Consider the following 18,855-nt stretch of genomic DNA (forward strand, 5'->3'; position numbering starts at 1 on the left):
GTGGTCGTCGACGGCGGAAGGCGCGGAAGGACCGGAAGGCGCGGAAGGTGCGGAAGGTGCGGAAGACGCGGCCGGGGCCGGGGGCGTGGCGGATGTCGAGGGCTGGGTATCGTCTTGCATGTGGTCTTGCATGTGGACGTGCGGAGCGGCGCCACGCGGCCGTGGCCATGCGACAGTTTAGTGCAGGCCGGCGGCATTGCGGCGGCATTGCGCCGCGCAGGCCGCCCCGGCGCCGTCAGATCTGCGCGCGCAGCCCCAGGAAAAAGCGCCGCCCGGGCGCCGGCTCGAAGTAGCGGCCGTTGCTTTCGTTGACGATCACCGAGCCGATGTAGCGCCGGTCGGCGAGGTTGTCGATGCGCCCGAACGCATACCAGCGCGTGCGCCCCACGCGGAAGGCGTAGCCGGCGCGCAGGTTGAAGCTGGCGTAGCCGGGCGCGGCCTGGGTGTTGAGGTCGTCGGCGAAGACGCGCCCTTCCACGCGCATTTCCGCGCCCAGCACGAGGCCGGCCACGGGGCGGCAGGTGGCCTCGAAGTTCAGGCTGTGGCGCGCGGTGCCGGGCACGCGGGCGCCGGCGGCCACGGTCTGGCCCTGGGCGTTGACGAAGGCTTCGCCGAAATGGGCGTCCAGCCAAGTGTAGGCCAGCCCGGCGCCGTAGCGCTGCCCCGCGCCGAACGCGCCATGCCAGGCCAGCTCGAAGCCGCGCCGGCGCACGCCGTCGACGTTCTGGTAGACGCTGCGGCCGTTGTCGTTGGACAGCGGCACGATCTCGTTGCGGCTGTCGGCGTCGAACAGGGCCGCCTCGACGCGCTGGCTGGCGCCCTGCCACTTGACGCCCAGTTCGCCCTGGCGGCTGGTGGACGGACTCAGCCCGAGGTTGGTGCCGGTGCCGGCAGGGCCGTAGGCCACCTCGGTCAGCGTCGGGGTCTCGAAGCCGCGCCCGAGGTTGGCGTAGACGTTGACGGACTCGAACGCCTGCCACACCACGCCGAGCACCGGGCTGACGTTGCCGAAGGTGTTGTTGCCGCTGTCGTCGGGGCTGGCGGCGGTGACAAAATGGTCGGCGATGCCGAGCCGGACCCGGCTCGCGCGCACGCCGCCCACCAGCCGCCACGCCGGGTGCCAGGTCCAGTCGAACTGGGCGTAGGCGCCGTAGCTGCTGGCGGTGTCGGTCTCGTCGCGGCGCGGCGCGCCCTGCGTGCCGTTCTGGTTGACGTAGCCGGTGCGCGCGTCGCGCATGCCGTCGGCCTCGATGCCGGCGCTCCACAGCAGCGGCAGGCCGGCGAAGCGCGTGTCGTGGTGCCACGACAGCGCCGCGCCGCCATAGCTGCGGTCGATGTCGACGATGCCGCCGGCGGAATTCGGCGCGGCGCCGCTGAAGCCCAGGTACTGGGTCAATGCGCGCGTGCCGCCGTAGGCGCGGGCCTCGATGCGGTCGCGCTCGCCCAGGCGCTGCTCCCACGCCAGCCCGCCCTGGGTCTGCCTGACGGTCTTGCCGGTGTCGAACTGCGCCGACAGCGGCACCGACTGGCGCGGGCGGGCCTCGGCCTGCGCGCGCGTGAGGCCGAGCGGGTCCTGCGCCAGCGGCTGGTCGAAGATGTTGAGCAGCGCGGTGAGGCGGGTGCCCGCCGCCGGCTCGGCCACCACCTTGGCGTTGAGCTGGCGCCGCCGCGCCGCGCCGTGGTCGCGGTAGCCGTCGGTCTCGAAGGACCAGGCGTCGAGCGTGGCGCCGATCTTGTCGTTGCCGCCGCCCAGCGTGACGCCGGCGGTCCGCTGCCCGTCCGAGCCGAAGCCGGTGGACGCGCGCGCCATCGGCGCCCTGGGCGGGTCCGGCGTGAAAACCTGCACCACGCCGCCCGACGCATTGCCGTACATCTGCGCGAAGGGGCCGCGCAGCACCTCGATGCGGCTGGCGTTGTTGAGGTCGAAGGTCGAGGCCTGGCCCTGGCCGTCCGGCATGGTGGCGGGAATGCCGTCGACGAACAGCCGCACGCCGCGCACGCCGAAGGTGGAGCGGCTGCCGAAGCCGCGCACGGCCAGCTGCAGGTCCTGCGAATAGTTCTGGCGCTCGCGCGCGGTCACGCCCGGCACGCCGGCCAGCAGTTCGGAAAGGTTGACCAGCGCGCTGGGCGCGGCCATCGGGTCGACCGGCACGCTGTCGATGGCGGCGGGCGCGTCGAAGCGCTTCTGCTCGGCGCGGCTGGCGCCGACCACCACGTCGGGCAGCGTGTCGTCGGCAAAGGCGCCGCCGGCGCCCGCCGCGAGCAAGGCGGCGGCCAGGCAGCACAGGCGCCGCGCGGGACGCGGCGGCGCATGCCGGCCAGCCGGTCCGCCGGCCGGTCCGCCGACCTGCGCGCCAGCCGGCCTGCCACCCCGCGCGCGCGCCCTGTTGCCCGCCATGTGCCTGTCCCGGGTTCGTTGATCGGATCCTGCGCCACCGCCGCCCGATTGTGCCCGATCACGCGCGGTTTGCCAGGGCCGCCCGGCGCTCACTTGGGCCGGATCGCGTCGGCGGTGCCCTGGATGAACGCCTTGATCTTCTCCACGTCCTCCCTGCTCAGCTTGCCGGTGAAGTCCGGCATGCCGCGCGCCATCGCGGGGCCCTTGAAGACGATCTTGTCGAGATGCTCGATGTAGGTGGTGTCCAGGTAGCCCAGGTTGGGAATGTTGCCGCCGCGGTCCACGCCCGGCACGCCGTGGCACAGCACGCAGTTGCTGACATAGAGCGCGGTGCCGGCGGCGACGTTGGCCGGGTCGTACTTCACGCCCGACAGCAGCCGGCCGGCGCGGTACTGCGCGAACGCCGGCAGCGGCGCCTTGCCGCCCACCGCGAAGGTGTAGACCGTGCCCGGCCCCTGCCGGTCGGTGGCGCGCTGGGCCTGGCCGTACACGCCGCCCCAGCCCACCGCGACGGACACGTACTGCCTGCCGTCCACCATGTAGCTGACCGGCGCGGCGATCACGCCGGTGCCGGTGGGCGACTCCCACAGCTTGGCGCCGCTGGCCGCGTGGTAGGCGATGAAGCGCCCGTCCGCGGTGCCCTGGAACACCAGATTGCCCGCCGTGGTCAGCGTGCCGCCGTTCCACGGCGAAACCTGCTCCTGGGTCCACACCGCCTTCTGCCGCACCGGGTCCCACGCGATCAGGCGGCCGAAGGGCTTGCTCGCGGGCGGCTCGGCGTTGAGGAACTTGGCGGTGTTCCAGCCCACGTTGCCGTGCGGCTGGCCCGGCTGGCCGCCGTTGAAGGTCCAGTTCTTGTCGTCCATCAGGTTCAGCGGCACGTGCTGGGCCGGCAGGTAGACCAGGCCGGTCTGCGGGTTGAACGACATCGGGTGCCAGTTGTGCGCGCCGTAGGGGCCGGGGATGGCGTCGTAAGGCTTGTCGCCCTCGCGCGCCGCCGGGATCTCCACCGGCCTGCCGTTCTGGTCGTAGCCGCTGGCCCAGTTCACGTCGACGAAGTTCTGCGCCGAGATGAACTTGCCGTTGGTGCGGTCGATCACGAAGAAGAAGCCGTTCTTGGGCGCGTGCAGGATGACCTTGCGCGCCTGTCCGCCGATGTTCAGGTCGGCCAGGATCATCTGCTGGGTGGAGGTGTAGTCCCAGTTGTCGCCCGGCGTTTCCTGGTAGTGCCAGACGTATCTGCCGGTGTCGGGGTCGAGCGCGACGATGGAGGCCAGGTAGAGATTGTCGCCGCCGGCCGGGCTGCGCTTGCTGCGCGCCCACGGCGAGCCGTTGCCGGTGCCCACGTACATGAGGTTGAGCTCGGGGTCGAACGCCAGCGTGTCCCACGCGGTGCCGCCGCCGCCCGCCTCCCACCACTTGCCGGCCGGGTCCCAGGTCCTGGCCGCCGCGGCCATCGACTCGTCCTCGAACGGTTTGGCGGGGTCGCCGGGCACGGTGAACCAGCGCCATTTCTGCTCGCCGGTGCCGGCGTCGTAGGCGGTGATGTAGCCGCGCACGCCGAACTCCGCGCCGCCGTTGCCGATGATGACCTTGCCCTTGAACACGCGCGGCGCGCCGGTGATGGTGTACGAATGCTTGCGGTCGATGATGGTGTCCTTCTCCCACAGCTTGCGGCCGCTGGCGGCGTCCAGCGCGATCAGCCGGCCGTCGTAGGCGGCCACGAACACCTTGCCCTGGTACAGCGCCACGCCGCGGTTGACCACGTCGCAGCAGCCGCGGTAGCCGAGCGCGCGGTCGACCTTGGGGTCGAAGGTCCACAGGCGCTTGCCGGTGCGCGTGTCCACCGCATGCACCACGCTCCACGAGGCGGTGACGTACATGATGCCGTCCACCACCAGCGGCGTGGACTCGACCCCGCGCGTGGACTCGAGGTTGTAGGACCAGACCAGCCCGAGGTCCTTGACGTTGTCGGCATTGATCTGCGCGAGCCGGCTGAAGCGGGTCTCGGCATAGTCCAGCCCGTAGCTGGGCCAGTCCGGCGTCCTGGCCGCGTTGGCCTCGATGAAGGCGCCGTCGACGCTGCGCGTGACGGCGCGGATGTGGTCGGGCGTGGCCGCGCGCGGGGCGGGCCGGCCCTGCGCGGCAGCCGGCAGGGATGCCGTCATGGCCGCGGCTGCCAGCAGCGCGGCGGCGGCGCGCAACCGGCGCGGCAAAGCACGGGACGGAACCCGCGTGGATTCGTGGCGCATCGTGTCTCCTCTCTCTTTTGTTTTTTGCTTCTTCTGCGGGGCTGCGGGGGGCTGCAAGAGGGTGCCGCGCCTGCGGGGCCGGCGTGGCGGACCTCCTCCACCACGCCGGCGCATGCGGCAGGCCCAAGCATGTGTGCAACGCGGACCTTTTAAATACCCGGAATTACCCCGAGGGGGTCCGGCGCCGCTCAGTAGGCCATGCAGACCGACTTGATCTCGGTGTACGACTCGATGGCCGAATAGCCGTGCTCGCGCCCCACGCCGGACGCCTTGTAGCCGCCGAACGGCATGTTGGGGTCGACGATGTTGTGCGTGTTGACCCAGACCGTGCCGGCATCGAGCCCGTCCACCAGCCGCTGCACCGCGCGCAGGTCGTTGCTCCAGATGCTGGCGCCGAGGCCGTATTCCGAGCGGTTGGCTTCGGCCAGCACGGCCTGCGGGTCGTCGAACGGCATGGCCACCACCACCGGCCCGAACACTTCCTCGCGCACCAGCGTGAGGTCCTTGCACGCCGCGTTGGCCACCACCGTGGGCCGCACGAAATAACCGGGACGCTCCGGCGCGGTGCCGCCCGCGACGATCTGCGCGCCCTCGCTGCGGCCGGTGCCGATCAGGCCCATCACCTTGTCGCGCTGGCGCGCCGATACCAGCGGCCCCATCTGGCTGGCCGGGTCGAGCCCGGCGCCGAGCACCGTGGCGTCGGCCACCTTGCCCAGCCCCTCGACCACCTGCTCGTAGTGGCGGCGCGCCACGTACAGGCGCGAACCGGCCGTGCACACCTGGCCCTGGTTGAGGAAGATGGCGCCGGCCGCGCCCTCGATGGCGCGCGCCGGGTCGCAGTCCTCCAGCACGATGACCGGGCTCTTGCCGCCCAGCTCCAGCGACACGCGGCGGATGTCCTGCCCGCAGCGCGCGCCGATCAGCCGGCCCACTTCGGTGGAGCCGGTGAAGGTGATCTTGTTCACGCCGGGGTGCGCCACCAGCGCCGCGCCGGTCGTGCCGTCGCCCGTCACCACGTTGAACACGCCCGCCGGAAAGCCGGCCTCGAGCGCCAGCTCGGCCAGCCGCAGCGCGGTCAGCGGCGTTTCCTCGGCCGGCTTGAGCACCACCGTGCAACCGCAGGCCAGCGCCGGCGCGATCTTCCACACCGCCATCAGCAGCGGGAAATTCCACGGCACGATGGCGCCCACCACGCCCACCGGCGTGCGCCGCGTGGACGCGCGGTAGCGCGTGCCCGGCGGGAACGGCACCGAGATGTCGAACGTGCTGCCTTCGATCTTGGTGGCCCAGCCGGCCATGTAGCGCAGCCACTGCACGCTGCCGGCCACCTCCAGCCCCTGCGCGAAGGCCAGCAGCTTGCCGTTGTTGAGCGTCTCCAGCCGGGCCAGCTCGTCGGCGTGCTGCTCCACGAGGTCGGCCAGCCTGAGCAGCAGGCGCTCGCGCTGGGCTGGCGTCATGGCGGGCCAGGCGCCGCCGGCAAACGCGCGCCCGGCGGCGGCCACGGCCGCATCGACGTCGGCCGCGCCGCCCGAGGGCACGCGCGCGATGGCCTCGCCGGTGGCCGGATCGAACACGGCGAAGGTCTCGCCGGACGCGGCCTGGCGCCACTCGCCGTCGACCAGCATGGCATTGCGGATGGCCTGGTCCAGGCCGCCGCGGGCTTCCTTGGGTGCATTCATCTTCGTCTCCGGTCATTGTCGGCTTGCGCCTTGTCATGGAGAACGAAGTTAGCATCGGCCCCGCGCGCATGGCTTGTCTGGCCGTGCACAAAGCTTGCCGATGCGTGCAAGCGCGGCGAAAGCGGACCGCGGCCGGAGAGACGGATCAGTGCGGCAGCGCAATATGCGCGCCCGCGTGCCGCTGCCGCCATTGCGACGGGCTCATGCCGAAACGCTCGTGGAACACGCGGCTGAAATGCGCGGCATCGGCAAAGCCGAGCGCGAAGGCGATCTCGGTGATGGTGCGCCCGGGCTCGCCCGACAGACGCCGCGCGGCCTGGCGCAGCCGCCGCGACAGGATGTAGGCGTGGGGCGTGAGGCCGGCCTCGCGGAACAGGTTGTACAGCGTGCGGCGGGACACGTTGAGCACGGTGGCCAGCCGCTGCGCGCACAGCTCGGGATCATGCAGCTGGGCATCGACGAACTCGGCCAGCCGGCGCATGCGCGCCTCGCCCAGGCGGCGCGCCACCGCGGCGCCCGCCACGCCGGCCACGCCGTCCATGTCGCCGGCCGCCGGCTGCGCCGCGCGCGCGCCCTGCAGCGCGGTCTCCATCAGCGACACCACCGAGTCCTGCAGCACGGCCTGCCCGTGATGGTCCAGCAGGTGGCCCGCGCAGGTGTCGTGCAGCAGCGCGCCCAGCGCCGACACCGCGATGCGCGCCGCGCCCTCGCCCGGCAGCGCCTGCCCGCCCAGGTTCGCCGCCGCCTGGCGCCAGCCGAACGCGTGCGCCTGCGGCACCAGCAGCACCAGCACGCGGCTGCGCTCGCCCATGTCGATGCTGTAGGGCTGCGCGGTATCGTAGATGGACCACATGCCCGCGGCCAGCTCGGCCGCGTTGTTGCGCTGCGCCACGCGGCTGTGCCCGCTCAGTTGCCAGAAGATCTTGAAGAAGCCCGCGTCCGACGCCGCCGCGTGGCGCGGCTCGCGCGCCACGCGGTGCGCGTCGACCTCCAGGTCCGCCACCGCGCACGCGCCAAAGCGCGCATAGCTGAAGCTGCAATGAAAACGGCCGCTGGCCTGGCGCGAATACGCGAGCGGCAGGAAGCTGGTGTCGATCGCCTCGCGCCATTGCTCGAAGGTCAGGCCATTGCGGCGGGACGCGGTCTGCGGCGGGCTTGGCACGGCGGGCATCGGGCATCTCCAGTGACCGGCGCTGCGGCGCCGGCGGGATCGGAAAGCAGTGGGCCAGCCTAATGGAAAGCCGCGGCTCGGACAATCGGCGCAACTACCCGGCCGGCGCCGCCGCGTGCGTCGAGGCCAGCCGCGCCGGCCGGCACGCCCCTGTCTGCGGCGCGCGCACACGGCGCACGCGGCTGTCTGGCGCCGCCCAACAGCGCGGCCGCGCCAGGCGCTCCCTGAGGCACGGCAAAGGCGGCTTTGTGCCCCGCGCGCGGCCGGCACGGGAAATGCGATGCATCCGGGAAACGCCGGCGCCGATGCCGCAACCGTCCGGAGGATTGGCCATGCGAAGACTGCCGCTTCTCACGCTCTGCCTGCTCGCCGCCCTGGCCGGCATGACCGTGTTCATCTGCCTGTCCGGGGCGCTCACGCTGCACGACACCGAATACGGCAGCGGCACGGCCCTCGCCCACTGCCTCGTGGACGAGCCGATGGATGCCGCGCGGCAGCAATGACCGCGGCAGGCACGGGGCAGGCAGGAACGGGAATGACGGACGGAAAAAAGGCCGGTCGTCCGACCGGCCCAACGATCCCTGCGCCAGGCAAGGTCGATATGAGACTTGGCGTGCCGGGTCGTCCCCGGCACGCCCGCTGTCACTGCGCGGCGCGGACGAATCCGCCCCGCGTCAGGTGTCAGGCATCAGGTCAGAAGCGGTGGCGCACGCCGATGGTGGCGCCGGTCTGGTTCGCGCCCACCAGGGCCGTGCCCGCGCCGTTCAGGCCCAGCGACGAGCCGTCCTTGTTCTTCACGTAGCCGATGTTCAGGTAGGCATCGGTGCGCTTGGACAGCGAGTAGTCGCCCGACAGCACGAACATCCACGGATCCCCGCCGCTGTTCTTGGTGTCGGTGTAGTAGGCCGCGCCGGTCAGCTGGAAGGCAGGCGTGAACTTGTAGCTCGCGCCGGTCCAGTACACGTTGCTGCGCTGAACCGCGGCGGTGGTGCTGGCGGTGCCGTCGTCGCGCAGCCAGCGGTAGCCGGCGAACACCTTGGCGTCGCCGAAGGCGAACGCGGCGCCGAGGGCCGCGCGCTTGGCGCTGCGGTCCTGCAGCGCGACCGATGCGCCCTGGTACTGGTCGTAGGCGCCGCCGATCGACAGGCCGCCCACGGCATACGACAGGCCCGCGCCATAGTTGCGGCCGACCTTGTTCGCGCCCGGCACTTCGCTGCCGTTGGACACGGTGGCGTCGCGGCCGAAGCTGTAGAAGCCGGTGGCGGTCAGGCCGCCGAACTTGCCGGTGTACTTGATGGCGTTGTCGGCGCGGCCGTTGAACTGCGCGTCGACGTTGTTGAGCGAGTAGCGCGGGCCCACGCCCATCGGGTCATAGGCGCCGAACAGGTCGTACAGCGCGTTCTGCTGGCGGCCGAAGGTCACGGCGCCGAAGTCGCCCTGCAGGCCGACATACGACTGGCGGCCGAACAGGCGGTTGCCCTGGCCGGACAGGCCGGTGTCGATGTCGAAGCCGCTTTCCAGCACGAAGATGCCCTTCAGGCCGCCGCCGAGGTCTTCGACGCCGCGCACGCCCCAGCGCGAGCCGGACAGGTTGCCGGAATTCAGGCGGGTCACGGTGCCGCCGGCCGAGCCGGTGGCCGGCGTATGGTTGATGACTTCGACGCCGGCGTCGACGATGCCGTAGAGCGTCACGCCCGAGGTGGTCTGGGCGAACGTGGCGCCCGACGCTGCGGCTGCGGCCGCGGCGGTCATTACGAGGAGAGCTTTCTTCACTGGGTTGTTCTCAGTCTTATGGATGGATGAGGCGATCTGCCACGAGCCTGAAGCTGTTGCGGCTGACGCATTCTCTCCACCTTTCGTGAAAGCTTTATGTCCGTACAACGCAATAATTCGGTCATATTGCGGCCCCGCGTGACCGCCCGTCCCCGTGCGCAGGGCGTAATGTGCTCCCAACAGCATGGCGGTACCCCCGCGCATGGCGAGGTGGGCCGAGTTGCGGATCTACTAGCCGGGAAACGGATATTCCGCGTCGAAGGCGGCGAAGCGCGCCTGCAGGAATTCGATCAGGCGGCGCTGCCGGTAGGATGGGAAGCGGCTTTGCAGGAACAATGGAGGCCGCCGCAGCGAGCGAGAAACGCATCGGCACCCTATTGCTGCGTTTGCCCATGCCATGCGCCAAGCGCGGCAGCGACCGTGTCCGCCGGCAGAAACTCCTGCTCGAGCCGGCCACGTTCCAGTCCGCACAGATACTGGTAGAAGGCCGCCTCCGCCGCATCCAGGCCTTCCGGCGGCTCGGCACCTGCCCGCACGGGTTCATTGACCGCGAGCGCCGGGGCGTAGCGATCGAAGCACGCGCGATCCATGAGCACGGGCCTGACACCGTGCAATGCCCGCCGGGCTCCGGCCAGCATCGCCAGGCCCCAGGTATCGAGATCGCCCCAGTACGCAACGTGCCTTCCGATCAGCCATTCCTGACGCATCCAGCCGAGGTGCAATCCCGCGCCCAGAATGGCCACTGTGCCGGCCAGCGCCGGCAACTGGTGCAGGCAACGTTCGTTCTCCACGATCAGGATGCGGCTGGCTTCTCCCGGCATGCCAGCCAGCTCTCCGACCGGCACGCGCTGCTGCGCGAACGGCAGCAGCCCTGGCACCAGCGGCGCCACCAGCAGCCAGTGATCGCTGTCCTCCGCCGCGCCCAGGAAGGCCTCCAGCCCGGCGCCACCCGCCAGCCCGCCGAAGCGGGCATCCAGCATCTGCGTCAGCAGTGCACGATTACGCTCCAGGAACTTGCTGTCGATGTTGCAGACCGTCACGGCCCGCAACGGGCGCCCGCCGGCGCAGCCAGGCGACAGGGCAAGCGCGACCTCGCTCGCCTTGAAAACCTCCCCGGCGGGACGATCCAGCGCGAGGCTGCGATGACGCAGGATCAACGAGTGGAACAGCGGATCCACGCCTTCCACCAGCTGCCCCAGCGCCCGGTATTCGGCCTGGATCGCGGCGTCGCCGGTAGCCTCGATCCACTCCGATGGCGTGCCGATCTCCCATGCCACAGGCAGCTCGACCGGCGCTTCGCCGGCACGGTAGACCGTGCTTTCCCAGGCCACCTTGCCGACCCGCACCTGCCGCCAGGACTGGGCATGACGCCGGACCGCCTCGGTCTCGCGGGCGAAGATGCCCGCCGTGGGCCGCCCGATCATCAGCCGCAGCGGCCAATGGCCCCGCTGGAGCAGGCGTGAGGTCCGCAACGAAGCCGACTGCCATTGCCGGCCCAGCTTCGCGGCCAGCTCAGCCGGTGACTTCATCGCGCCTTCCTTGCCGCACGCGGGCCACTTCGTCCAGTTCTTCCCAGCTCAGCGAAGTCATGGTGGCCTGCTGTCCCCGGCGATGGATCAGGATCGCGGAACGGGTATGCGCGCGCAGCAGGCGCATTTCCTTGTTGGGCGTGACGAACAGCGGGTGCAGGCCGAATTCCCGCAACGCGGAAATGATGCGGCCCGCCACCGCTTGCGAGCTCTTGGAAAAGGCTTCGTCCAGGACGATGGTGCCGAACAGCGGCCTGCTGCTGCCATTGGGGCACAAGGCGTAGCTCAGCGAAGCGGTCAGGATGTAGCTGGCGATGATTTCCTTCTCGCCGCCGCTGCCGCCCTGCGAACCCGTGCGCGTTTCCACCACGCGAGCAGTGCCGCGCTCGATCACGGAGACGGCGAACTGCAGGCGATAGCGCGGATCCAGCAATGCGCGCGCGGCGACAGTGGTACGCCGCTCGCTGGCTTCGCGCAGCAAGGCCACGACGTGCGCCAGCGCCCGAAACTGGCCTTCGCCCTGGTCGTCCAGCAGCGTCGCCGAACGCAAGGTGCGCTGCGCCTGCTGCAGCGTGCGCAGGCTCTCGTGCACGACCTGGCGCGGCTCCAGCCGCAAGTAGCAGCCAGGGTGGAAATCGACCCGGCGCATGGTGTTGTTGAGATCCTCGATGCGCTCCTCGATGATCGCCACCTCGTTCTCGATGCTGCCCAGCAACTGCGTCACGCCCTGGTCAGAGGAATGGTTCAGATAGTCGAGGAAACGCTGCTGCTTCTCGGGCAGCGCTTCCTCGGTGAGGATCTTCAGGCGTTCCAGGTATTGCGGCACGTCTTCGAGATCGGTGCCGGCATCGGCGAGACTGCCGGTATCCTTGCCCTTGGCAATGCCCATGTTGCGCACGAGATCCTTCTCGCAATGGCCGATATCGCGCTCGAGCACCTTGAGTCGTTCTCGCAATGCCTGTTCCGCCGCGGTCTCGTGGTCTTCCAGCGCATCTGTCCCCGATATCGCCGCGAGATCGAAGTGCTGCCGCGCCAGCGCCTGCTGCGGTGCGGTCAAACCGCTGCCGCAGGGGCGATAGGCACGCTCCTGCCCCGTCCGTGCCACCTCCCTCTCCCGGCGCAGCACGGCATCCAGTGCGAGACTCTTGCTATACGCCGTCTTGGTCTCGGACAGAGCGAGCTTCGCCGCTTCCCACTCACGCTTGGCCTTGGCGGTGTCCGTGCCAGGATCGGCAAGCATGGACACTTGCCTCTGCAGGTCTGCCAGCTTTGTCTCGGCTGCCGGCAGGTCGATGTCTTCGAACCGCAGCTCCAGCAACCGCGTAAACGCCCCCTGGAGCATGCGCAGCGCGCTGACTTCCGCCTTGGCCGCCTCGAACTGCCTCTGCTGCGCCGCCAGCCCGGCCCTGGCCTCTGCCAATTGCTGCTGCAGCGCCGCCAGGCGGTCCTTGTTGTCGAATCCGGTCAGCCAGCCCTGATTCAGCGGTGTCTTGTCCTGTTTCTCGAAAAACCCGCTTTTGCCCGACATCAGGCCCTGGGCCGTCATGCCGTGCGGCGTGCCCTTGAGCGCTTGGGGCGAGGCGACGCAATGCCGGTCGATGTCGACCAGGAAGTGCCTGAGCGCATCCTGGTATGCATGGTCCTTGAACCGTAGCTTGCGCATGAAACCATCGTTGAAGCCATCGACAGCCTGCGTGGCCACTCTCACTTCCAGCAAACGGACATGCAAGCGGTTGTCGCGTCCGTTCACCCAGGACAATGCCGCCTCCATTTCGTCAGGAGGCACCATCAGCCGCAGGCGGTGCCCGCCAACGGCACGTTCGATGGCGCCGCGCCACTGGGCTTGCTCTGCCTGCACCTCCATCAATTCCGCGACAAACGGCAAGGCGTCGTCGGTCAACGCAAGGTGTGCCGCCAGGTCGCTCCTGAATTGCTGGTACTGCCCCGGAATATTGGAATGTCCGAGCGCTATCTCGAAAAGCTCCGCGTTCGACGACATCGACAGCGAAGTGTCGCGGCCGCCAGCGCCACTTCGGGTAACGCCGTTCAATTCGTCATCGGCGAGTCCCTGCAGCCGTTCGACTTCTCTTGCATGGGCGTCGCCATTCGAACTGTTGATGCTGGAACTCCGGCTCGCCAAGTCGCTACCCAACGCATTGCCCCCCCCTCCACCCGCCCCATTCCCTCCACCAACCGCTCCGCCACCTGGTTCCCGATCGTATTCCCCACCAAGTCCGCCGCGATATACCCCAGACTCTGTGCCGACAAATCCCCCCGCACTCCCGCGCTCGCCAATCCAGCCCCCAAACCGCTGCTCACCTGCCGCGCCAGCGGGCTCCATTTCGCCGCGCCGGCCGCCTCGCCGATCCCCGCACCGATCCCACCGGCGATCGCCGATGCCGCCACGCCCCGCCAGTCAAAGCGCTGCTGCATCCCGCTCGCCAGCGCCACGCCCTGCGTCGCTGCCGAACCGATCGCCCCGCGTACCATGCCGGCGCCAATCGGGTTGAGCGACGAACCTACGCCCGCACCTGCCAAGCCGCCCGAGATCGCGCCTCCCACCGCCCCCAGCGCCACACCCTTCCAGTTGAATCCATGCTGCTCGCCCGCCAGAATCATCACCCCCTGGCTCAGCGCCGCCGCCGCCGCTCCCGCCATCGCCCCATAGCCGATCGGGGCTAATGACAGCGAGGTCGCGCCGGCCGCGCTTACCGCAGTTGCACCGCCTGCCGCCGCTCCACCTCCCGTCACGCCCGCGCCCGCCCCGCCCAGCGCCTGCACCGCCGGCGCCGTCCCCATGCCGCTCGTGGGGATGCAAGGTGTAGCGAGTCCGGTCCAACGCCTTTCAGGCGCGGGCCGTGGCTCGGCAGACCCGCAGGTGCAGGTCTACGTCAGGAGAGAAGCGATTTTGGTTTAGCCTTTACCGGAGACCGGCCACTGGCAAGGCTTTGCGGGGAGTTTGAGATGCCGCCGGCCAGGCGGCTGAGAGCGAACCCGGGGGGCAGGAACGACAACGCCCGCGCGGGGCGGGCGTTGGGTCGGACCTGCTGCTCGTTCTTTAACGCAAGGCAATTTGCGCCGGGTATAAAACCACTTGCGCAGTGGTCACCCCAAGCTCGTCACAGAACTCGACTTCATAGGCCTCTATCGGCTCATCATATGCCATAACGATGACCCCTATCGCCCCCTTTTGAAGGGAGTCTTCTGGCAGGTCCACTAGCAACTGCACCGTGTCATTCACTCGCAAGCCCATACGCACTCTCACTTAACGAAGATGGTTGTTAACTCGGGAACATTAGAGCCTGGCTTATAAATCCAACCGCTCCAAACAGTACCGCTTCCAGTTGGTCCTGTTACAGGTATATCAACAGTGAATCGTGAGCCAAACTGGTCAATTTTTCCTGGAATAGGAGTATTTCCCATCACGCCTTGTCTAAGTTGTTGCAATAAATCATCGGCATTGGATTGCGTGAATCCCATTGCGGACTCAAATACGCGAGCCTTGTTACCGCCCACCGGATGCTCAGGGTTCAGTGCATACTCGGTCAATTTTCTAGGGTCTATGACCGCACGATTGGCACCCAACAAGGAGTACGAGCCCTCGACCAACTCCGGCGCAGTCGCCATTCTGGGAGCCGCTGCAATTACGCCCTCGACCGGGCGCATGGCGCCCATGCCGAACCCAAGGACGGCCATGCCTGCGTCGGAGAAGGATTTGGCACCCCATGATGCCGCACCAAGGTAGTCGCCGGCGGCTAGACTGACCCTAGCAGCATTAAACGCCGAAGCGCCCGTCATGTCGTACACGGCCTGCTTGGTACTATCCCAGACATCTCCAAGATACTTGCCCGCCATCAGTGCCGTGGATGGATTGGCCCCTTCCATCACGCCCATGTATCCACCCGACCAGCCTCGCAGGAAGTCCTGCCCGGCATTCCCGCCTGACTGCGCAGCAACCCTATCTCCGAACTCTGGCAGTGCCGTTCCAACGACGTTCTGATAGGGAACCGCGTAGGCATGCACGTCTGCAGTCGACCCGACGCCACCGGCCTTTCCAACGCCTGTAATTTCCACGTTGAACGGCGCGCCGTTGAGCTCGTAGGTATCGCCTTCGCTCAGCGCTTGGCCGGCCATAGCCTGCAACTGTGCCACCCGCGCGTCGTGGCCGTCGTATCCACCGTAACCAGCATCCGACATCACCTTAGGCAGTCCGGGGCCTGTCAGGTCGTTGGAAGCTTGCCACGGAGACAACAAGCTAGTGTCGCCATAGCTGCTGCCCGGCTGGCTGAAGGCATCCACAAGCTGGTTGTACGCCGCGTCGCTGTTGTAGCCCCCGCCGGCCTGGGCCAGCGCCGCCTCGCCACTACTGCTGGTGACGCTCGAATTGCCACTGGCGAGGCTCGCGCCCAACGCATTGCCAACCCCACCCTCCCGCCCCATCCCCTCCACCAACCGCTCCGCCACCTGGTTCCCGATCGTATTCCCCACCAAGTCCGCCGCGATATACCCCAGGCTCTGCGCCGACAAATCCCCCCGCACTCCCGCGCTCGCCAACCCGGCCCCCAACCCGCTGCTCACCTGCCGCGCCAGCGGGCTCCACTTCGCCCCGCCTGCCGCCTCGCCGATCCCCGCACCTATCCCGCCGGCGATCGCCGATGCCGCCACGCCACGCCACGCCAGTCAAAGCGCTGCTGCATCCCGCTCGCCAGCGCCACACCTTGCGTCGCCGCTGAGCCGATCGCACCGCGTACCATGCCGGCGCCAAAGGAGTTGCAGATCATCAAGCTGCCCGAAGCCAAGAAGGGCTTTGTCTTGCTGCCCCGGCGGTGGGTGGTGGAACGCAGTTTCGGCTAGGCCAATCGTTTTCGCAGATTGGCGCGAGGCTACGAGCGCTTGCTAGAAACCCTGGCCGAATTGCACTTCGCTGTCTCTGCCATGCTCATGCTGGTTCACGCCATACCCATCCTGCAAAGTGCATAACCCCCTCTGGGGATTAATATTAGGGACATCTAGCTTAGGCTCTGGACACGCAGGTTGTAGATCGCCCAAACCGCATCCCGCCCCCTCTCCCTCTCCCCCTCATCAAACGCCTTAAACATCTCGTCCAACTTCCCCTCAATAAAAGCAGCACGATCAAGATCGTTTTTCAATTGGGGACGAATCTCCGCCCATAGTGCCTTGAGGTCAGCCATATTACTTTCATAGGTCACATACCCCCAACTGGGATACTCGTCCGGAGCATCAGTGGCACTCGTAAGTGCTCCGGCGAAGTCAGCCAAGCGTTCACTCAATGACATCACATACCTCGATTTGCTGCCCTTGTGAACTGGGGAATCGAGTTACGAGGAATCGCATACGCCCCCCCTAATTCAGTTGGACGAATAATTAACACGTTACCAGGCCGGATTTCGTTCCATTTCATTATCTGTGGTGTGTAAGCGCTTTTACGTGCTAGCGTCGTATCTGCATAGAGATTCGTGCCCAGCCGGTTGTCTGGAATACCCCAGCCAGGGACCAAATCGCTCTTGATACGCCGATTGACAGCCCAGATACTCGAGGCCGCGCTGTCGCTGAGGCCCTCTGCCGCGGCGAACGCCCGCAACTGGTCACGCACCCGTCCGTCAATGAAGGTTCCCAAAGCCTTTGCGTAGCCGCCTTCCGTCACCTCAAGTTTCCCCCTAGCGATGGCATCGACGCCCTGTTTATACGCTGCATCCGTCACTTGCTGATGCACATCAAGAACTCGCTTTTCGAACTCGATTGGATCCATTTGCGATTTGCCAATGCGCAGATTCTTATAATCCTCTCCCCAAGTCTCCTTCAGCCGTTGATCGCGAACGAAGTCCTCATAGACACGCTGCATATTTTCAGCAGTCGCACCGTAGTCCCGAACGTTCGTAGCAACACCATCTGGCCCCACTGACCAAGCTTCGGAATAACTAGGTACATTCTGCACACCGGCAGTATTCATAGCCTGACGCATTGCCTCGATACGACCCTCGGCCTGAAGCTGACTAAGCTTGCCCAAATCTTGCCTTAAGGCCGGCAATTCACCGAGTATACCCATTGGATCAGCAGCAAGATTCAGAGCAGCATCCCAATTGCCGTTGCGTACCATCTCGAAGTTACCGACGCCTCCCCGCGGCATGCTACGCGCCGGCCCGCCTGTGGCTAGCAGCCGCCCGCCTTCCAATGAAGCATCTCGCGCTTCCTGCCCCGCGAGCTCCCAGCGCAATCGATCTTCGACAACATTCGTGCACGCCTGTAGGTCTTCTGGGGACATGCTTCGATCCGTATCGCTCTCGGCATAGCTATCAGCCTTCGCAAATACACCACTGACCCGTGTATCACTTAGATAACTGAAGGCCGACGGATTTCCATAGAAATTCCCTTCCCACGCCGAACCCGAGTTAGGGCTTAGAGTAGCTGAATCGTTCCAGACAGGCGACTGCTGCAACTCGGCGATCTTTTGCCCCAGCACATCTTCCTGCATGCTATTCGAGTTACTAGAGCGGCCCGCTAGGCTACTACCCAATGCATTGCCAACCCCACCCTCCCGCCCCACCCCCTCCACCAGCCGCTCCGCCACCTGGTTCCCGATCGTATTCCCCACCAAGTCCGCCGCGATATACCCCAGGCTCTGCGCCGACAAATCCCCCCGCACTCCCGCGCTCGCCAATCCAGCCCCCAAACCGCTGCTCACCTGCCGCGCCAGCGGGCTCCACTTCGCCGCGCCGGCCGCCTCGCCGATCCCCGCACCTATCCCGCCGGCGATCGCCGATGCCGCCACGCCACGCCAGTCAAAGCGCTGCTGCATCCCGCTCGCCAGCGCCACCCCTGCGTCGCCGCTGAGCCGATCGCCCCGCGTACCATGCCTGCGCCAATCGGGTTGAGCGACGAACCTACGCCCGCGCCCGAGATCGCGCCTCCCACCGCCCCCAGCGCCACACCCTTCCAGTTGAATCCATGCTGCTCGCCCGCCAGGATCAGCACCCCCTGGCTCAGCGCTGAAGCCGCTGCCCCCGCTGCGGCTCCGTAGCCGATCGAGGCACCCAGCGACAATGGAGCACTCGCCCCCGCGCCAGCAGTTGCACCGCCGGCCGCAGCCCCACTTCCCGTCACGCCCGCGCCCGCCCCGCCCAGCGCTTGCATCGTCGGCGCCATCCCCGTGCCGCTCGTGTACACCGTCACCACGGCAACCACCACGACTGCGATGCCACACCCGACAGTCAAAGTGCTCGTGCATCCCGCTCGCTAGTGCTGCACCCTGTGTCGCCACCGAGCCGATCGCACCGCGTGCCATGCCGGCACCAATCAGGTTGAGCGACGAGCCTACGCCTGCATGGGTCGCTCCTGACGAGTGGGTGTGCAAGGTGTAGCGAACCCGGCTCAACGCCTGTGGGCGCCGGCCGGGGCTCGGCAGACCCGCAGGTGCAGGTCTACGTCAGGAGTAAGCGACTCGGGTTTAGCCTTTTACCGGAGACCGGCTCCCGGTAAGGCTTTGCGGGGAGTTTGAGATGCCGCCGGCCAGGCGGCCGAGAGCGAACCCGGACGCCAGGAACGACAACGCCCGCGCGAGGCGGGCGGTGTAACGAAGTGGTCGAATGACAAAGCTAGAGCTTTGCCCTCGTTTTCAGGAAGTCGAGATAGTGAGCGTCTTCCGGAGCGAAGATTTCTAACCCTCCGCCCATATAGGCACGCATGAGCTCGTTAGCCGCGCCATCCTCGTCGCCACCATCGAGTAGCACCTGACCCAAGCGCAAATGCAGGAACGGGTTACCAACTGCCCCCGGACAGGTCATAGCAAACTGCAGTGCCTCCCGAGCCGAGGTCTTATAGCCAGACAAGAAGCATGCATCAGCGATTGCCGCAAGAATCCACGTCGATGCCTGCCATTCGCTCTTTGGCTCCGGCACCAACAACCACGCCTTGTTGTACTCGGCAATGGCTGCCTCATAGCTTCTCGTCTCTGCCAGCCTGTCTCCAGCTGCACACAATGTCTTGATTGCCTCGTGTGTTGAGGCATCAAGCTCAAATGAATTGCTCATCTCGC

14 protein-coding genes and 1 pseudogene are annotated in these 18,855 nt (G+C 67.5%); 2 read left to right on the forward strand and 13 right to left on the reverse strand.

What is annotated here, in order from left to right:
• Window positions 1–235 precede the first annotated feature (235 nt).
• From ACWTPI_RS28600 to ACWTPI_RS28615, 4 genes are all read right to left on the reverse strand, one after another.
• Window positions 236–2,398, reverse strand: coding sequence for a TonB-dependent receptor family protein (locus ACWTPI_RS28600; RefSeq protein WP_454733419.1), 2,163 nt, complete (start codon window positions 2,396–2,398; stop codon window positions 236–238).
• A gap of 89 nt (window positions 2,399–2,487) precedes the next feature.
• Window positions 2,488–4,650, reverse strand: coding sequence for a PQQ-dependent dehydrogenase, methanol/ethanol family (locus ACWTPI_RS28605; RefSeq protein WP_454733420.1), 2,163 nt, complete (start codon window positions 4,648–4,650; stop codon window positions 2,488–2,490).
• Between the two features lie 188 nt (window positions 4,651–4,838).
• Window positions 4,839–6,329, reverse strand: a complete 1,491-nt coding sequence (gene styD, locus ACWTPI_RS28610; protein WP_020201044.1) for a phenylacetaldehyde dehydrogenase StyD — start codon at window positions 6,327–6,329, stop codon at window positions 4,839–4,841.
• A gap of 145 nt (window positions 6,330–6,474) precedes the next feature.
• Window positions 6,475–7,500, reverse strand: a complete 1,026-nt coding sequence (locus tag ACWTPI_RS28615) for a helix-turn-helix domain-containing protein (RefSeq protein WP_059411497.1) — start codon at window positions 7,498–7,500, stop codon at window positions 6,475–6,477.
• Window positions 7,501–7,832: 332 nt separating this feature from the next.
• Between ACWTPI_RS28615 and ACWTPI_RS28620 the strand changes: the two genes are divergently transcribed.
• On the forward strand, window positions 7,833–8,003 hold the full coding sequence (locus tag ACWTPI_RS28620) for a hypothetical protein (RefSeq protein ID WP_454733421.1): 171 nt from the start codon (window positions 7,833–7,835) through the stop codon (window positions 8,001–8,003).
• 190 nt (window positions 8,004–8,193) lie between these two features.
• Here ACWTPI_RS28620 and ACWTPI_RS28625 read toward each other — a convergent pair whose 3' ends face one another.
• The 6 genes from ACWTPI_RS28625 to ACWTPI_RS28650 form a co-directional block, all read right to left on the reverse strand.
• The gene (locus ACWTPI_RS28625) at window positions 8,194–9,273 is read right to left on the reverse strand and encodes a porin (protein ID WP_454733422.1); all 1,080 of its coding nucleotides are present in this window, start codon (window positions 9,271–9,273) and stop codon (window positions 8,194–8,196) included.
• A 374-nt stretch (window positions 9,274–9,647) separates the two neighbouring features.
• Window positions 9,648–10,802: a Wadjet anti-phage system protein JetD domain-containing protein gene (locus tag ACWTPI_RS28630; RefSeq protein ID WP_454733423.1), complete on the reverse strand. Its 1,155-nt coding sequence runs from the start codon at window positions 10,800–10,802 to the stop codon at window positions 9,648–9,650.
• Window positions 10,786–12,852, reverse strand: a complete 2,067-nt coding sequence (locus ACWTPI_RS28635; protein ID WP_454733424.1) for an ATP-binding protein — start codon at window positions 12,850–12,852, stop codon at window positions 10,786–10,788. Before ACWTPI_RS28635 ends, ACWTPI_RS28630 begins: the two co-directional genes overlap by 17 nt.
• Window positions 12,849–13,601, reverse strand: coding sequence for a hypothetical protein (locus tag ACWTPI_RS28640; RefSeq protein WP_454733425.1), 753 nt, complete (start codon window positions 13,599–13,601; stop codon window positions 12,849–12,851). Before ACWTPI_RS28640 ends, ACWTPI_RS28635 begins: the two co-directional genes overlap by 4 nt.
• Window positions 13,602–13,860: 259 nt before the next feature.
• The gene (locus tag ACWTPI_RS28645) at window positions 13,861–14,055 is read right to left on the reverse strand and encodes a DUF4926 domain-containing protein (RefSeq protein ID WP_454733426.1); all 195 of its coding nucleotides are present in this window, start codon (window positions 14,053–14,055) and stop codon (window positions 13,861–13,863) included.
• Window positions 14,056–14,063: 8 nt separating this feature from the next.
• Window positions 14,064–15,329: a DUF6883 domain-containing protein gene (locus ACWTPI_RS28650; RefSeq protein ID WP_454733427.1), complete on the reverse strand. Its 1,266-nt coding sequence runs from the start codon at window positions 15,327–15,329 to the stop codon at window positions 14,064–14,066.
• A 240-nt stretch (window positions 15,330–15,569) separates the two neighbouring features.
• Here ACWTPI_RS28650 and ACWTPI_RS28655 point away from each other — a divergent pair.
• Window positions 15,570–15,782, forward strand: a pseudogene (locus ACWTPI_RS28655) (transposase); the annotation flags it as partial.
• A 29-nt stretch (window positions 15,783–15,811) separates the two neighbouring features.
• On the opposite strand, the gene ACWTPI_RS28660 reads toward ACWTPI_RS28655, so the two are convergent.
• The 3 genes from ACWTPI_RS28660 to ACWTPI_RS28670 all read right to left on the reverse strand — a co-directional run bounded on the left by ACWTPI_RS28660 (window position 15,812) and on the right by ACWTPI_RS28670 (window position 18,850).
• Window positions 15,812–15,994, reverse strand: coding sequence for a hypothetical protein (locus tag ACWTPI_RS28660; RefSeq protein WP_454733428.1), 183 nt, complete (start codon window positions 15,992–15,994; stop codon window positions 15,812–15,814).
• Between the two features lie 104 nt (window positions 15,995–16,098).
• The gene (locus ACWTPI_RS28665) at window positions 16,099–17,619 is read right to left on the reverse strand and encodes a hypothetical protein (protein ID WP_454733429.1); all 1,521 of its coding nucleotides are present in this window, start codon (window positions 17,617–17,619) and stop codon (window positions 16,099–16,101) included.
• 796 nt (window positions 17,620–18,415) lie between these two features.
• On the reverse strand, window positions 18,416–18,850 hold the full coding sequence (locus ACWTPI_RS28670) for a tetratricopeptide repeat protein (RefSeq protein ID WP_454733430.1): 435 nt from the start codon (window positions 18,848–18,850) through the stop codon (window positions 18,416–18,418).
• Window positions 18,851–18,855 lie beyond the last annotated feature (5 nt).

This window comes from Cupriavidus ulmosensis (genome assembly GCF_977008105.1).

Excerpts from the sequence above, each read along its gene's own strand:
- ACWTPI_RS28600 (WP_454733419.1), bottom strand. The coding sequence starts at position 2,398 with ATGGCGGGCAACAGGGCGCGCGCGCGGGGTGGCAGGCCGGCTGGCGCG.
- ACWTPI_RS28605 (WP_454733420.1), bottom strand. The coding sequence starts at position 4,650 with ATGCGCCACGAATCCACGCGGGTTCCGTCCCGTGCTTTGCCGCGCCGG.
- styD (WP_020201044.1), bottom strand. The coding sequence starts at position 6,329 with ATGAATGCACCCAAGGAAGCCCGCGGCGGCCTGGACCAGGCCATCCGC.
- ACWTPI_RS28615 (WP_059411497.1), bottom strand. The coding sequence starts at position 7,500 with ATGCCCGCCGTGCCAAGCCCGCCGCAGACCGCGTCCCGCCGCAATGGC.
- ACWTPI_RS28620 (WP_454733421.1), top strand. The coding sequence starts at position 7,833 with ATGCGAAGACTGCCGCTTCTCACGCTCTGCCTGCTCGCCGCCCTGGCC.
- ACWTPI_RS28630 (WP_454733423.1), bottom strand. The coding sequence starts at position 10,802 with ATGAAGTCACCGGCTGAGCTGGCCGCGAAGCTGGGCCGGCAATGGCAG.
- ACWTPI_RS28640 (WP_454733425.1), bottom strand. The coding sequence starts at position 13,601 with ATGGGGACGGCGCCGGCGGTGCAGGCGCTGGGCGGGGCGGGCGCGGGC.
- ACWTPI_RS28645 (WP_454733426.1), bottom strand. The coding sequence starts at position 14,055 with ATGGGCTTGCGAGTGAATGACACGGTGCAGTTGCTAGTGGACCTGCCA.
- ACWTPI_RS28660 (WP_454733428.1), bottom strand. The coding sequence starts at position 15,994 with ATGGCTGACCTCAAGGCACTATGGGCGGAGATTCGTCCCCAATTGAAA.
- ACWTPI_RS28665 (WP_454733429.1), bottom strand. The coding sequence starts at position 17,619 with ATGCAGCAGCGCTTTGACTGGCGTGGCGTGGCGGCATCGGCGATCGCC.
- ACWTPI_RS28670 (WP_454733430.1), bottom strand. The coding sequence starts at position 18,850 with ATGAGCAATTCATTTGAGCTTGATGCCTCAACACACGAGGCAATCAAG.